General features: G+C 44.8%; 14 protein-coding genes. 6 read left to right on the forward strand and 8 right to left on the reverse strand.

Features of this window, described 5'->3' with window-relative positions; genetic code table 11:
* Positions 1–104: 104 nt before the first annotated feature.
* The 4 genes from MC7420_RS27565 to MC7420_RS27580 are packed head-to-tail and all read right to left on the reverse strand — an operon-like array spanning position 105 to position 3,288.
* Complete coding sequence (locus tag MC7420_RS27565; protein ID WP_198016574.1) at positions 105–587, reverse strand: hypothetical protein; 483 nt, start codon at positions 585–587, stop codon at positions 105–107.
* Positions 584–1,939: an AAA family ATPase gene (locus tag MC7420_RS27570; RefSeq protein ID WP_006104598.1), complete on the reverse strand. Its 1,356-nt coding sequence runs from the start codon at positions 1,937–1,939 to the stop codon at positions 584–586. Before MC7420_RS27570 ends, MC7420_RS27565 begins: the two co-directional genes overlap by 4 nt.
* Positions 1,940–1,993: 54 nt before the next feature.
* Positions 1,994–2,533, reverse strand: coding sequence for a Uma2 family endonuclease (locus MC7420_RS27575; RefSeq protein ID WP_006104607.1), 540 nt, complete (start codon positions 2,531–2,533; stop codon positions 1,994–1,996).
* 47 nt (positions 2,534–2,580) lie between these two features.
* Positions 2,581–3,288, reverse strand: coding sequence for a Crp/Fnr family transcriptional regulator (locus MC7420_RS27580; protein ID WP_006104574.1), 708 nt, complete (start codon positions 3,286–3,288; stop codon positions 2,581–2,583).
* 110 nt (positions 3,289–3,398) lie between these two features.
* Between MC7420_RS27580 and MC7420_RS35765 the strand changes: the two genes are divergently transcribed.
* Entirely contained in the window at positions 3,399–4,460 is a 1,062-nt protein-coding gene (locus MC7420_RS35765) for a DALR anticodon-binding domain-containing protein (protein WP_157453356.1), read from the forward strand.
* A gap of 210 nt (positions 4,461–4,670) precedes the next feature.
* Here MC7420_RS35765 and MC7420_RS27590 read toward each other — a convergent pair whose 3' ends face one another.
* From MC7420_RS27590 to csaB, 3 genes are all read right to left on the reverse strand, one after another.
* Positions 4,671–5,522, reverse strand: a complete 852-nt coding sequence (locus MC7420_RS27590) for a Cof-type HAD-IIB family hydrolase (RefSeq protein ID WP_006104603.1) — start codon at positions 5,520–5,522, stop codon at positions 4,671–4,673.
* An 18-nt stretch (positions 5,523–5,540) separates the two neighbouring features.
* The gene (locus MC7420_RS27595) at positions 5,541–6,878 is read right to left on the reverse strand and encodes a hypothetical protein (protein ID WP_006104608.1); all 1,338 of its coding nucleotides are present in this window, start codon (positions 6,876–6,878) and stop codon (positions 5,541–5,543) included.
* Between the two features lie 294 nt (positions 6,879–7,172).
* Complete coding sequence (gene csaB, locus MC7420_RS27600; RefSeq protein ID WP_006104665.1) at positions 7,173–8,228, reverse strand: polysaccharide pyruvyl transferase CsaB; 1,056 nt, start codon at positions 8,226–8,228, stop codon at positions 7,173–7,175.
* Between the two features lie 165 nt (positions 8,229–8,393).
* Between csaB and MC7420_RS27605 the strand changes: the two genes are divergently transcribed.
* The 5 genes from MC7420_RS27605 to MC7420_RS27625 all read left to right on the forward strand — a co-directional run bounded on the left by MC7420_RS27605 (position 8,394) and on the right by MC7420_RS27625 (position 12,886).
* Positions 8,394–9,323, forward strand: a complete 930-nt coding sequence (locus tag MC7420_RS27605) for a nucleotidyltransferase domain-containing protein (protein WP_006104621.1) — start codon at positions 8,394–8,396, stop codon at positions 9,321–9,323.
* Between the two features lie 169 nt (positions 9,324–9,492).
* Positions 9,493–10,431 carry a C69 family dipeptidase gene (locus MC7420_RS27610; RefSeq protein ID WP_006104580.1) on the forward strand — a complete coding sequence of 313 codons (939 nt, stop codon included), beginning with the start codon at positions 9,493–9,495 and terminating at the stop codon, positions 10,429–10,431.
* Between the two features lie 196 nt (positions 10,432–10,627).
* On the forward strand, positions 10,628–11,401 hold the full coding sequence (locus tag MC7420_RS27615) for a nucleotidyltransferase domain-containing protein (protein WP_006104568.1): 774 nt from the start codon (positions 10,628–10,630) through the stop codon (positions 11,399–11,401).
* Positions 11,402–11,540: 139 nt separating this feature from the next.
* Entirely contained in the window at positions 11,541–12,287 is a 747-nt protein-coding gene (locus tag MC7420_RS27620; protein WP_006104613.1) for a phosphatase PAP2 family protein, read from the forward strand.
* 143 nt (positions 12,288–12,430) lie between these two features.
* Positions 12,431–12,886, forward strand: a complete 456-nt coding sequence (locus tag MC7420_RS27625; RefSeq protein WP_006104616.1) for an AAA family ATPase — start codon at positions 12,431–12,433, stop codon at positions 12,884–12,886.
* A 369-nt stretch (positions 12,887–13,255) separates the two neighbouring features.
* On the opposite strand, the gene rpiA is transcribed toward MC7420_RS27625, so the two are convergent.
* Positions 13,256–13,966 (reverse strand): ribose-5-phosphate isomerase RpiA, encoded by a 711-nt coding sequence (gene rpiA / locus MC7420_RS27630; RefSeq protein ID WP_006104571.1) that lies wholly within the window; start codon positions 13,964–13,966, stop codon positions 13,256–13,258.
* Positions 13,967–14,376 lie beyond the last annotated feature (410 nt).

Here is a 14,376-nt window from a genome sequence, read left to right on the forward strand (position 1 = left end):
CTTTTGCTAATCCTTTCGATCAGACTATCAGGAAGTCCTAACTCAACGCTCATAGCGGAGAAAAAACTGAGATTCTCTGGGTGATTCACTAAATAATCAAAGAACTAATCTTGGTTATTTTTATATACCTGTTGCACAAATCGGATGCGCTCGATATGCTTACGTCTATCTTCGTACAGTTCGGGTCTATTCCACCCAAGATACTTAATCAGATTTTCAGCTTCTTTGTCATTTGGAGCGACCGCAATAAATTGCCCATTTTCATACTTTATCCGTTGATTTAGATCCGCAGAATATGGCTTTAGGATAGGTTCAAACGGCTCGATCTTACGGGGTTTATGCTGATTGATCCAATGCACCACAGTATACCAATTCCAGTAATTATCATTCTCTGTGCTTTTCAACCGAGCATCAAAATGTTCCACATCAACAGCATCTGTACTTTTGATATAGCGTTCGGAGTAGGCACAAAATCCCATCTGTTCGTTTAGCAGTTCTTGCCTTATCTTAGTTCTATCACTTTGATTTGAATACTGCCACTGATTAGAAATTATCTTTGACTGCGCTGACTTTCTCAGATATCTCATTTGGATGGAGCAAAGTTATAGGCGTTTCCGATTTCTAGATATTCAGCAATCAATTCCTGTTTGCGATTTATGTCGCTAGTTGAGTTAATTAATCGCTGTAGTTCCAGAAATCGTTCCCATTTTTGTAGTCCTTGTTTTCCGTAGATGCTGCGTACATGAAAATCTTTAATTAACAAATCATTGGGGTCATCTCCAATCGGAGTAACGCCCGATGTCGCCGTGACAAACCCTTGCTCATCAAAATCCAGGTGGATTCGCTCATAAGGTTCAAACTGAGCGGCGATAATTGGATTATGGGTAGCGACAAAGAACTGTGTGTTTTGGATAATTGAGAGATATTGCTCAATTAGGTCATAAAGCAGATCCGGATATAAACTATTTTCAGGTTCATCAACCAATAGAAAACCTCGCTCTATCTGACGTTGGAAGTACAATGTTTTAATATGCCCTAACTTGAATATATAGCTACGAATCCCACTACTGAGGCTGTTGTACGGTAAGGCTTGACTTGTACTCTTAACTTTCACATACGCCTGAAGATTTTCGTTGAGTTGTACAGGAATTCCTGCTTCTTCAATATCGAATTTTAGTCCTGGCTTGTCTAGTATTCGATTCCATAAGTTTCCAATTTCTTGGAGAATTTCTGGATGATTTTGGTTAAATTCTGCCTCAACATCTTCAATCGTTTTCTTTTTATTTTCAGGTTTCTTTAAGTGATCTAGGTAATCACTCTCCCGTTTTTTGACCAGATAAATTAATAGTTTCCAAAACTCTCCGGCAGTTTCCATAGATATAAAGTGATAAACTGGAAAATTTTGGAATAGCGTTAAAGCTTCGTTAAGTGTTGTTACAGGTAAATCTCCTTGCTGTAAAAGCAATGACCGATCGGCTGGTACATGAATAATTAAATCTCTCTTGCTGGTAAACGAGGGAATGGGCGGGCTGGAAATGTAGTGTTGTATGCAGAAGTTAGGTGGTACGGTTTTTTGGGTTGGATCAGTGACAAACCGATGCCATTCGTCAGTCTGTTCGACATCAGCATTATAGTAGACTATTGGAGTATCAAACCAACCAGAACCGCTATCGGGAGGATGGCAAGCAAAAAAATCTCCAGACGAGGCAGAAAATTTTACAGCGAAGAATGGCTGGTTTTCCAGTTTATTTGGCTGATTTTCATAACCATGAAACTTAAATGAGTTAATTACTTTTTCCAATAGCGTTGTTTTTCCCGTTCCATTCGTGCCAATAAAGCATATTTTATCTGGTGGTTTACCTGTCTTGGGGTTTACCAAATCCAACTGGAAATTATTGAACTGTTGAAAGCCCTTGATAATTATTTTACTTATTTTCATGGACTGGTTCTCAGGTTTAGGTTTGCAGGAATGAAGACAGCGCAACTACGAACTTTAGGCTAACAACTCATCGACGGCTATGCTAAACCCGGTTAGAACAACCTGCGTACTCACCACATCACCGGAACGAAATGCTAATGTCTGATTCTGAGTGATCACCAAAATCCAACGAGTCTCAGGAAACACTAACCAAACTTCTTGACAACCTGACTCTAAATACTCCGTCGCCTTGGCAAATAATTCCTCGGCTGTATCTGTGGGTGAGGCAATTTCGGCAATCAGAGGGGGGCTTTGGGGTAATACAGCCACATCACCATACTGATCGAGCAACTGGGATGTCAAATAAGATACATTTGGACGACGCCCCTGGCGCAATGTGCGACAAGGAAGTTCGACGAAAGGTTCACCGCCTTGTCCCGACTCGCTGATGTAATTTCCCCAGTAACGATCTAATCTCGATTGAATTCGACTATGTTTTATCGTCATTCCCGTTGTCTCAATCAATTGTCCATCCACCCACTCTGTATGATCGGGAGGATTAGCCATAAAGTCATCTAGAGAAAAATTATCAGTTAAATTTGCTGCTATAACCATTACTATATCCTCAACTATCTAGGTTTGATATGATAACAAATAACCGATTAGCTTGATTTTGAACTATCGTTATTAAAATCAACAGATTGCATGGGTAAGCAAATTAAATTATCCCCGTAGGTGCTAATCAATCCCTTTTTGCGTAATTTTCCCATTAAGCGAGTCACGGTGACACGAGTTGCACCAATCGCACTACCAATTTGCCCGTGAGTTAAAGGAAATGGCAAACAGTAGCCATCGGGTGTCGGTTCGCCAAATTCTTCAATGATTAGAGTAAGTAATCCGAAAAGGCGATCAATAGTTTTGCGTTGTCCTAATGTGCTTAACCATAGGAGTTTACGCTGATGTTGATAGTGGAACGCATTAAAAACCTCACGCCGGAAGTGGGGCCAATTGTCTAGCTCATGCCAATACATCCAGAGAACTGAGGTTTGGTCAATATGGGAGTAGGCGGACAGAGTAAAGGGCGATTGAACGACAATTTCAAACGGCTGACCTGCACTGACAAATCCTAAAAAGGCTTCTTCTAGAATTGGGGGTAATGATCCGTCTGTTGAGTCATGGGAGCTCAGTTGAGTGGTACCCATTAGGCGTACTGTGCCTCGCTGCACGAGATACAGCAACCCTGAACGAGTGGGAATTCGCTCATCTTTGTTAAACGTTCGATCGCGGTAGTGTTCCTGCGCCCAATCCAGAATCCGTTGCCAGGTTAAGAATGGTCGGGATGGGTCTGAGGTTGAGGGTTGGAAATTCATAGATCGATTAGGATGGAGATCCCATTTTTCTCTCAGTGTACATGGAGTTTAAAGTAGCTAAAAATACATTTAACTACCGAGTTTTTACGGTAAAGTCGTTCAGTAAAAATGTGAGTATCAAATCTCAGTTTCAACGACAGCTTTGGCAGGCAATTGATAGAATCAATACCTTACCCATAGCGGCTCAGTTGACACCGAATACTGTACCTTTACACCGTACCTCTATTTCTAATTATGTATGCTATCGGTCAGCGATCGCACTTAAGTTATCTTCGGCTTGGCAACAGACTCCCTTAGACATCGCTCATCAGCTTACCGAAGCTTTGCTAACGCTTTCTCAAGAGTCTGCTGATACGATTGGTATCAATTTTACCGTTGAAGTATTGCCTCCGGGCTGGATTCTTTTCCGACTTGGCGATCGCGCTTTGGCTACTTACTTACAAGAGTGCTTTAAAATACCCTATTTTCCATCAGTGTCCCCAAATGACTTAAACGATAAATTTCACCCAAAAGGAGGAAGAGGGAACCGAGAAAAATCTCAACACAATCAGCCGGATTCTGATCAGCTTTTTCCCATTCAATATGTTCATGCTCGTTGCTGTTCGCTTTTACGCCTAGCTGACGAACAGGGATTGATTGAGATCACCGATACAGGAGGGGGGGAAGATGGGGGAGATGGGGGAGATGGGGAAGATGGGGGAGCTGGGGAAGCTGGGGAAGCTGGGGAAGCTGGGGGAGCTGGGGAAGCTGGGGAAGCTGGGGAAGCTGGGGAAGCTGAGGGAGACAAGGAGGAATTGTTTTCAGTCACCACTCACCCATCCCCAATTACGATCATTTACCCAAATCCAATTCCTTGGCTCCAGGATGCAGGAGACTCCAATAGGGAGTCGGTAAGGCTACGTACAAACCATCCTGCTGAATGGGATTTGATTGTCCAGCTTTTTGATCTGTTAGACGTGATCAGTACTTCCGATTGTCAGCGTTGGGTTAAACAAGGATTGGCTGTCAGTGAGGCTTATGAGCAATTTTACAAATCCTGCCGAATTTGGGGAGAGGTGAAGATTCATGATTTGCCCTTGGCGCGGGCGAGATTGGGGTTAATCGGGGTTACACAGGTGGTGTTGCGATCGCTCCTGGAAAAATTGGGTGTATCTGCTCCTAGAGCGTTGTAGGTGCTGGGGAAGCTGGGGGAGATGAAGAATTGGGTATAGGTGAAAGGAAAGGTTTTTTTATTCTAGGAGCATAGAAAAACAACTTTTCTTACGAGGCGTGACATTTTCCACTTATTCCGGTATGATTCTGAATGTGTGAGGAGCGAACCAGCGAGGGAACCGAGACGAAACACGGACAGTCGTCGGTTCCCTTTCTGATCCAGCTAAACTTTACAAGATTAACGCTTCAATAGCTGTAGCTACGCCATCTTGTTCAACAGAGGGCGCTACCCATTGCGCGATCGCCTGAACTTCGAGAGGCGCATTGCCCATGGCGACGCCGAACCCGGCATAGTCCAGCATTTCAATATCGTTAAAGTTATCGCCAATTGCCATAACATTTTGGGCAGATAATCCCAGCAAGTTTTCGGCTAGGTAGCGCACGGCTTCTCCTTTGTTGACGAGGGGATTGGTTGCTTCAAAGAAGGTGGCGACGGATTTAGTCAGGTAAAGTTCGGCGGGGGTGTATTGCTGACGCAAGCGGCTAAATAATTGGTCGATAACCGTTGTATCTTGACAGAGGGCTAATACCTTGGTGGGTTCGTTGGTGAGTACCTGACGCAAGTCACCCACCGAGAGGGGTTGAATATCTGCCCGTTGAGCATAGCGCTGGGTTTCGGGGGTCATTTCCCGAACATACAATTGATCGTTGATATAGAAATGAACCGAAAGTTGCGATCGCAGCATGTCACTCTCAAAATAATCCAATAATTGTTCAGCCCTAGCACGGGAGACGGATAAATGGCGGTGAATTGTCTCTGTGGCGGGATCTTGAATCCATGCGCCTTGATACGCCAGAATCGGTAGGGTAGAACCAACCTGCCGATGGAAGCGTAAAGCAGAACAGTACATGCGTCCGGTTGCGATCGCGACTTGAATTCCCTTTGTTTGTACCCGACGAATGGCTTGCTTTACAGGTTCTGTAATCGTATTGGTTTCACCCGCGATCGTGCCATCAATATCCAGAACCAGTAATTGAATGTCCAGGCTATCTCGCTCTTGAGGTTCTAAGGATTGGGACATCTGTTTTATATCGATTATCTAGACAGGGCGATACCGGGGAAAACTCGGTAACTCAATTGATGACAATGACTTAATTTTTTTCGGGCGTCGTAGGGGATAAACCACAGGTGAGGGCCAATTGGGTTGGGGGAGAGTCACCTCATTCTCTTCATCCCATTCATCTTCAGTCTCTGATGTCTCTGCTGAGGAGAATCCGGATTCATCAACCGTTTCGGCTTCCCTTCCGGGTTCGAGCATCCAAGGGTTTGGCTCCTGAGTTAAATCGTATGCTACTTCTGATAATCCTGAAGCTTGCGCCAGGGAGTTCATTTCCGCCAGAAGTTGTCGCTCGGCTTCTAACTCCGCCGCCGTACTGCCTGAAATCGGAGTAACGGTTGAGTCAATTGGCGTTGTTGATGGGTGAGACTCTGTGGGTTCAGTAACGTCTTCGGTATCTGAAGCAGATGTCGCCAATAATGAATCAAGCTGGAGGGGACGATTCCAGAGGGGTTCAGTATCCGTTGAGGATTCGTCGGCGAGGAAATCCTGTTGAGTGGACCACGGTTGGATGGGTTGGGCTTTGGGGACAACACCGCCTACATCCCGTTTTGGACGGGTAGGTTGGGCTTCGCTTACCTGACGATTCGGCATTTCCAGGCATTTTTCCAGGGCGACTTTGAATTGTAAGGTTTGCTGTTGTTGTCGGTGTAAGCGGGTTTTCAGTTCTCGACAGGTATTAGCCGATTGCACTAATTGATGGGATTGTTCGTTATTCCGTTGCTGGGTGAGGGCGCATTCCCGTTCTAGTTGGGCGACTCGTTCTTGAGAGCTTTGTAGTTGCTCGGATAAGGTTTCAATCAGAATTTGCTGACGAGTTGCGGCTTGATGGGAGGATTCTAGGGTATGGAACAGACGAGTTAATTGCTCTTGCAGCGTGTTAAGTTCCTCGCCTTGGCGGACAATCAGACTATCCTGCTCTTGCGATCGCAGCATCTCGGCGTTTAAGGCGTCTTGTTTTTCATTCAGGGCGCCCTGAAGTTGAGCAATTTGTTCGAGCAAGCGGCGATTGCGCTGGCGCATTTTTTGAGCAAGGGCAAACCAATCCGCGTCTTTGTTGCGAGATTCTGCCAGGGTGGGAAGTGATTCAGGATCGCTAGGTTCTGCCTCAACGTTGAGTGGGGAGTCTAACTCGACGGTTTGGTCGATATCCACATCCGGCTGGGGTTTATCCTCATTCATGTCGGCTATCTGAAAGAGGTTGAGCAGCGTCTGAGATTCAGGATTCTCTGGCTCATCGGGAGTATGTTTAGCACTCTCATCGGTCCATTCACTGGACTCCGGGAGAGGCTCTTTATTAGGGGTGTCAGAATCACTCATTGCTCTTCATCCAGAGGGTCACAAATCAACCAAATTATCAATTATGGACTATGAATTTTAAGTTGTTATTGATATAAACCAGTATTTTGGATTTTAAGCTGGGGGATGGCTCAGAGCCAAGGTGAGTTAAGATTTCCTGGTTTTTGACTCCTTTCCAAAGTAAGACACAAAACTCGCCAGATTACAAATTGTGCTGGGAGAATTTAACAACCGCCTCACCAGAGTATGCAAAAGCATCGGAATAAATCCCCTCTACCCCTCTGCCTTCTGCTTTCTGCCCTCTGCCTTTGTTTTTTATGAATCCTTGACGAGGATGTCTACCAATAAATCTTGATGCATCAACGCCCGATCGACTAAGGATTGGATTTGATCGCGGCTAAGAGGATTACCATTGGCATAGTAATCGATCCAGGTATGCGCGATCGCGTTTGAGTCATCGGGTATGTCGGTTAACCTCCATCCCGGCAAGTCGAGTTCTGCCATTAGGGAATCAACCTTCGGGTCATAGCTTAAGGCAAAACAGCGACAGTCTTGGGCTGCTGCCATAATCAGACTGTGGTAGCGCATCCCAATTGCCATTTCTACTCCCCGAAACAATCCTTTTAATTGTTGGGGTTCATCGAGCTGGAAAATCTGATGGGTATCCGGAAGCTGGGAGGCAATGGATTGGGCGATGCTCAGATCTTGAGATGCCTGAAATGGCACAAGTAGTATACAGGTTTTGGTGGCTTCTTGAAAGGCGATCAGAGCTTGGGTAAGGTTGGCGAGACGCTCTTGGGTAAGATGGGGGTGCGATCGCAAGGTGACGGCGACTCTGGGTGCTTTTAAGTCCCATAATCCGGGGACTGGGGTTGAGTCTAATGCCCAGACTGGATCAGGAGCCACCCGAAACGGCACCTGCCAATCGGCTAGGAGGGCGGCTGAGGTGCGATCGCGGACACTGACGCCTGTACATCCCTGAAAACATTGTCGTGCCATCCAGCGCGTCAGAGGGCGCTGCAACGGACCAATTCCCTGCGCCCAGGCAATAGTTTTTAAGCCCCGCTGTTGAGCTAATCCCATTAAACCACTGTAGTAAACTGGACTCATGGCACTGGTGGCGTCTTGGATTAAACTGCCACCTCCCCAGATAAAACTATCGGCTTGGTTAAAGGCTTGCAAGACACGGAACGCCGAGGTGCGATCGCAGGTTTCTACCCCATAGCGTTTACGTGTTTGGTTCGGATTACCTGAAAGCACCAGTGGTGTTATCGATTTAGGCAGCATTTGCAGCAACGACGCCAGCAACGCCTCATCACCCCCATTGCCCTTGCCATAATATCCGCATACTATTGCCCGTTTCTGCCCCATGCCCTGATTAATGATCGGTGTTTGGTATCGTATCAGTTTAGGACAATCCGCGATCGCTGTGTCAAAGGCATAAGGCAGACGGTTCTCAGAAAAATCCTTGTTGTGTGAGCATCTTGCTCACTACCTATACTCAATTTAAATGCATGACAGCTTATCGAGTTATCCATGAATCCTAACTTAATTCTGCCCGTCGGTACGCAAGTTGTCAGTCGTGTCGAGGTAAAAAATTCTGCCAATGAACCCTTATGTGTACGCGGTGCGGTTGGTGTTATCGTCAAATCACCCACCGATAATTCCCATGCGTATCTTATCCGTTTGCCAAACAACGTTGAAATCACCCTAAATCGACAGGAATTTAGTATCCGCAAGCATTTTCAAAACGAAGGATTACAGCAAGCCGCCGATAGCCTGAGTGATTACAATTTATACGAGTATGTCATCTATCGTTGTATTGTCGGGTCTAGGGCGTTTGGTTTAGATCAGGAAACCTCAGATATTGACCGTCGTGGGATTTACTTACCGCCTGCTGACGTTCACTGGTCACTTTACGGCATTCCCGAACAATTAGAAAATAAAGAAAACCAGGAATGTTATTGGGAACTCCAAAAGTTTTTAATCTTAGCGCTTAAAGCCAATCCCAATGTTTTAGAATGCTTGTATACTCCCTTAGTCGAGACAGCAACCCCCATCGCCAAAAACTTGCTAAACCAGCGAGAAATGTTTCTGTCGCAATTAGTCTATCAAACCTATAACGGTTATGCAATGTCCCAATTCAAAAAAATGGAGCAAGATCTCCGCACCAAAGGAAAAATTCGCTTAAAACACGCCATGCATCTGATCCGGTTGTTATTATCAGGGATTACCATCCTCAAAGACGGCTTTGTTCCGGTTAAAGTCGAGGACTATCGACAACAATTGCTAGCGATTCGCCAGGGAGACATGGCTTGGGACGAGGTAAACGCTTGGCGATTATCCTTACATCATCAGTTTGATCAAGCCTTGAAAAACACCTCATTACCCGAACGCCCAGACTATGAAAAAGCCAACACATTCTTAATAAAAGCAAGGCGGAACCGCTCATCGTTATGCTTGTAGTTGCACTTTAGCGCCCTAAACCTTTGCCACCCTTCCTATAAATAAAGAATGAAATATCAAAATATTTGCCAACACATCATAACCTTGTAGAGACGTAGCATGACGTCTCTACCCGTTAAATCCCTTATTCCATTCACCACCTGTTTTTGAAATCAAATTGATAAATCCTATGTGTGATACATTTGTGTCCTTACCCAACTCAACACTCAACGGCGATATTATATTCGGCAAAAATAGCGATCGCCCCCAGGGTGAACTTCAAGATGTTGTCGTCATTCCCGCCAGAAACGACAACTCAAACACAACAGTTGAATGCACCTATATTTCAATTCCCCAAGTCAACAAAACCCTAGCCGTGATCCTCTCCAAACCCCGATGGATGTGGGGTGCAGAAATGGGGGCAAATGAATGTGGCGTTGTAATTGGCAATGAAGCCGTTTGGACAGTTGAACCCTATAAAACCAAAGGGTTGCTGGGCATGGATTTAGTCCGCTTAGGATTAGAACGCGGCAAAACAGCGTTAGACGCGCTTCATGTAATCACATCGTTGCTAAACAAATATGGACAAGGCGGGAATTGTGCCGAAAACTTTGCCATGAATTATCATAACTCATTTATTCTGGCAGATGCCCAAGACGCCTGGGTATTAGAAACCGCTGGCGAGTATTGGGTAGCTGAACGAGTACAACAAGGAACTCGCTCAATTTCTAATAATCTCAGTATTCGCAATTCAGGTGATTTGCGCCATCCAGAGATAATTAATTATGCGGTGAATCGAGGATGGTGTGCGGGAGAGGAAGATTTTGATTTTGCCAGCATTTTTTCGGAAGGAGGATATTCAGAATCCCTATCCATTGATTCCAGAGAAGGGACAGTCAGACATTTATGTCAAGTTAATCAAGGCAAATTTTCCATTGAGACAGCACAATCAATTTTACGAGAACACAAGGGGAATATTTGTATGCACGGTGCGTTTGAAAGCGCCGGAAGTCAAGTTTCGTCTCTGTCGCCAGATGGCTGTAAACACTGGTTTATTGAGCAGCCATTTCCCTGTCAGCAAACTTATCAACAAAAGCATTTTTTAGTCGATTCAGTATCAGTACATTAAGATTAGGCAGAATAAGTAAAAGTTATCCGAGTTCCCTCCCCTTGGCAAGGAGAGGGTTAGGAAGGGGTCAAATCAAGGTATTGCCGAGTTTTGAGCTTAAGTTGATACATAATAAGGCTGTGCGCCCCTACGAAGGTTTCCGATTAATCCGATTTAACCCAATCGGTAGAGATATTTTTCAAAAATAAGGCAAGTCATGATTGAAAGACAAAATCGCTTACTTCCCGCTGTTGGCAAACAGCCGTATCCGCTATTATTTGTCACCATTAGCGGGGCGCATTTATACGGATTTCCCTCACCCGATTCGGATTACGATTTGCGCGGTAGCCACATTTTACCAATACAAGACGTCGTTGGACTAGAAACCGGACGTGAGACAATTGAAGTTGCCGAAATTCGAGATAAATTAGAACTAGATTTAGTCACTCACGACATCAAAAAGTTTTTTTCTCTGCTTCTAAAAAAGAATGGATATGTCTTAGAGCAATTGTACTCTCCGCTGATTGTTCATACAACTCCAGAACATCAAGAATTAAAAGCGATCGCGAAAGGGTGCATCACCCGTCACCACAGCCATCATTACTTGGGGTTTGCCCGAACTCAATGGCGACTGTTTGGCAAAGAATGTCCGCGCCGAATTAAGCCCTTGCTTTATGTCTATCGGGTTTTACTCACGGGTATTCATTTAATGAAAACTGGTGAAGTGGAAGCCAATTTGCTCAAGTTGAATGAAGAATTTAGATTATCCTATATTTCCGATTTAATTACCCAGAAATTAACCAGTGCGGAAAAATCTCCGATAGAAGAGGGAGATTTAGGATTTTATCGGGGAGAATACGAACGGCTGTATGAAGAATTAGAACAAGCCAGTCAGTCGAGTGAACTACCTGCCACACCCTCGGCAAAAGAGGCGTTAAATGACCTGCTAATTCGGTTACGCTTGAATGGGGAAGATGGGGCAAATAAATGACATCGTGTCTTGCTACGCAAGGATTATATAAATCCCCAAAAATCAATTTTAACAAAAAGTAATTTTTGTTGGTAGTGCGAGCATCTTGCTCGCTACCCATTCCCAATTTAAATGTATAACAGCTTATGTCTGTATAACGATGTTCAAGGAAAAATCAAGCCAAATCATAGCAACTCTCATTCAGATTTGGCGATCGCAAGCTAATAAGCCTCTGTTCTGGAAGCTTGCTATTATCCCGATTTTAGGGGTAATCCTAACAGTTGCGGGGCTTTGGGTTTTTCTAGAAATTGCGGATGAGGTGTTAGAAAAGCAAACTCAGGCAATTGACACAACCCTAATATTGCTGGTTAAACAATTTCATTCGCCGCTGCTAGATTGGGTGATGCGGGGGGCTTCGATTATTGGCGGAACCGTGGTTGTTACTCTAATTTGTCTAATTTTAGGGGCAATATTTTGGGCGCGACAACAGCGCGTTTATTTTACCGCTTTAGCGATTACTGCTATTGGCGGAACCGGATTAAACCTGTTAATTAAACAGTTATTTGACCGTCAACGCCCTCAACTCTGGGAAATGACTAGGAGTGAACCCAATACCTCCAGTTTCCCTAGTGGTCATGCCATGTTATCACTGGTTATCTATGGTTTTATTGCCTATTTACTAGCCCGTCACTTTCGCCGTTGGCGGTGGTGGATTGTTAGCCTAATTATTGGCTTGATTGCTTTAATTGGCTTCAGTCGGGTTTATCTGGGTATTCATTGGCCCACAGATATTGTAGCCGGACAAGCGGCAGGATTAACCTGGCTGATGGCTTGTTTGTTAAATCTTGAGATTTACCGACGCTATCATCAATACCGTAATAACTCACCACAGTCACTCTCATCCTAATTTAAGGACAATAATACGCTCAATAATTTTATATCACCGAAATCCTTGATATACCGTAGGGTAGGCATTGCCCACCAGCCAAAATTTCAGTCCCCTTCAATTTAAGGGTTATGGAGTTGTCGCAGCAATAAAGCAAAACCACTATGGAAGCGGTTATCTTAATCGGAATTCAGGCGTCAGGGAAATCATCATTTTGCCGCGATCGCTTTTATAATACTCATATCCGGATTAACTTGGATATGCTCAAAACTCGGCATCGGGAAGCGATTCTGGTTCAAGCATGTCTCGATGCTCAACAGCGGTTTGTTGTGGATAACACGAATCCGACTCCGGCAGATAGAGCGCGTTATATCCTACCTGCGAAGGAAAATAGATTTCGGGTTGTGGGGTATTATTTTCAATCGGTTGTAGAGGATTGTAAGCGACGGAATGCTCAACGCCAAGGCAAACAGGTGATTCCTGTACCGGGGATTTTAGCAACTCATAAAAAGCTGGTTTTACCGCGCTGGGATGAAGGGTTTGATGCGCTTTATTATGTGAAAATGGGGGCAAATTATTCGTTTATCGTCAAAGAGTGGAATCAATACAGCAAGGGATAGCAATAGTCAACTTGTGTTACAGCAGATTTGGACGTTCGGTCAAAATTATTATATGCCGTGAAAAGTCAGATAAGCTGTTCGGCATTTAAACCTTAATATCAATAACGGCGAAAGCCTTGTAGTGCGTTAAGCGAAGCCATGCCGCAGGCTTTGCATCTTGCTCGCTACTAATATCCAATTTAAATGCATGACAACTTATATTAACCCAACTTAACCATACTACTAAATTACAGTTCCTCGCTTGGTGGGCACACGGTCAAGATGCTTTCTGAGGGTAAATTCATTGGAATCCCTACGACGGAAGAATCACCCGCGCTTTAAGCCGGGTGAGTGTCAACCACCCTACAATAAAATTAGATGGATAACCGATTACATCTCGCGTACTAGCGGTTGACCATCTTTCACTTCACCAACTAGCACCACATTAGCCACACCGACGAATAAACCATTCTCTAAAACACCAGGAATATTATTAATCGTCTTTTCTAATTCACCGGGGTTATCAATCGAATCAAAGGTAACATCAATCACCATATTTCCCTGATCCGTTACCACGGGTCCCGCTTTCTTGACCCCCATCCGTAATTCGGGTTTGCCCCCCAATTTCTCGATCGCCCGCATCACTGGGGCATACGCCATCGGAATCACTTCTACTGGCAGTTTAAACGTGGAACCCAGTCGCTCAACCAGCTTACCACTATCAACCACCACAATAAATTGATCGGCGAGAGAATCCACCACTTTCTCACGAGTATGCGCCGCACCACCACCTTTAATCAAATTCTTTTGCGGATCAACTTCATCAGCCCCATCAATGGCAACATCAATATGATCCACCGCATCTAAGCTGGTTAAGGGAATACCATGCTCTTTAGCTAACACTTCTGCCTGAAATGAGGTGGGAATTCCCTTGATATCTTTCAGATCACCTTTTTTGATGCGATCGCCGATATACTGAATCGCATACGCCGTAGTTGAGCCTGTACCTAAGCCAACAATTGTCCCGGATTGCACCCGTTGGGCCGCTGCTTTACCGACTTCTTGCTTCATCACCTTAACCGGGTCAGTTTCTGCACTCATACTAAAATGTCCTTCTTGGTTATGAATTACTGGGGATGGGGCTTATGTCATCGTTGGGTTAACGATGCCCAGATTTCAGAATGTCACCCCAGAAGTAAGGGTATCATTGTCGGTCGGTCTTTAGCGATCACCATTGCCTGAAATTTGGCAACAAAGACGGACACGGCAAATTGGCAGCAGAAAACACTGCGTTTACCGTGTCCTACGGTTAGCGCGGGTTGTCTAACGCCGCTTTTGTCGCTAGACGAGTTCAGTGGGTTTGGCTTTTGATTTAGAGCAACTCTAGGAATTATTCGGTTGCGCCGATAAAAGTTCCTTGAGTTTTGCCAAATCATCCGCCCACCGGGGGTCAGGTTGAACTGAACCCGAATCGGGTGTTGGAGTATTCCGTTTGGATTTTTTACTCCCTC

The sequence above is a fragment of the Coleofasciculus chthonoplastes PCC 7420 genome (assembly GCF_000155555.1).
GTDB lineage: Bacteria > Cyanobacteriota > Cyanobacteriia > Cyanobacteriales > Coleofasciculaceae > Coleofasciculus > Coleofasciculus chthonoplastes_A.

Bases quoted from the DNA above. Each gene is read 5' to 3' on its own strand.
- MC7420_RS27565 (WP_198016574.1), bottom strand. From the start codon at position 587: ATGAGATATCTGAGAAAGTCAGCGCAGTCAAAGATAATTTCTAATCAG.
- MC7420_RS27570 (WP_006104598.1), bottom strand. From the start codon at position 1,939: ATGAAAATAAGTAAAATAATTATCAAGGGCTTTCAACAGTTCAATAAT.
- MC7420_RS27575 (WP_006104607.1), bottom strand. From the start codon at position 2,533: ATGGTTATAGCAGCAAATTTAACTGATAATTTTTCTCTAGATGACTTT.
- MC7420_RS27580 (WP_006104574.1), bottom strand. From the start codon at position 3,288: ATGAATTTCCAACCCTCAACCTCAGACCCATCCCGACCATTCTTAACC.
- MC7420_RS27590 (WP_006104603.1), bottom strand. From the start codon at position 5,522: ATGTCCCAATCCTTAGAACCTCAAGAGCGAGATAGCCTGGACATTCAA.
- MC7420_RS27595 (WP_006104608.1), bottom strand. From the start codon at position 6,878: ATGAGTGATTCTGACACCCCTAATAAAGAGCCTCTCCCGGAGTCCAGT.
- csaB (WP_006104665.1), bottom strand. From the start codon at position 8,228: ATGGGGCAGAAACGGGCAATAGTATGCGGATATTATGGCAAGGGCAAT.
- MC7420_RS27605 (WP_006104621.1), top strand. From the start codon at position 8,394: ATGAATCCTAACTTAATTCTGCCCGTCGGTACGCAAGTTGTCAGTCGT.
- MC7420_RS27610 (WP_006104580.1), top strand. From the start codon at position 9,493: ATGTGTGATACATTTGTGTCCTTACCCAACTCAACACTCAACGGCGAT.
- MC7420_RS27615 (WP_006104568.1), top strand. From the start codon at position 10,628: ATGATTGAAAGACAAAATCGCTTACTTCCCGCTGTTGGCAAACAGCCG.
- MC7420_RS27620 (WP_006104613.1), top strand. From the start codon at position 11,541: ATGTTCAAGGAAAAATCAAGCCAAATCATAGCAACTCTCATTCAGATT.
- MC7420_RS27625 (WP_006104616.1), top strand. From the start codon at position 12,431: ATGGAAGCGGTTATCTTAATCGGAATTCAGGCGTCAGGGAAATCATCA.
- rpiA (WP_006104571.1), bottom strand. From the start codon at position 13,966: ATGAGTGCAGAAACTGACCCGGTTAAGGTGATGAAGCAAGAAGTCGGT.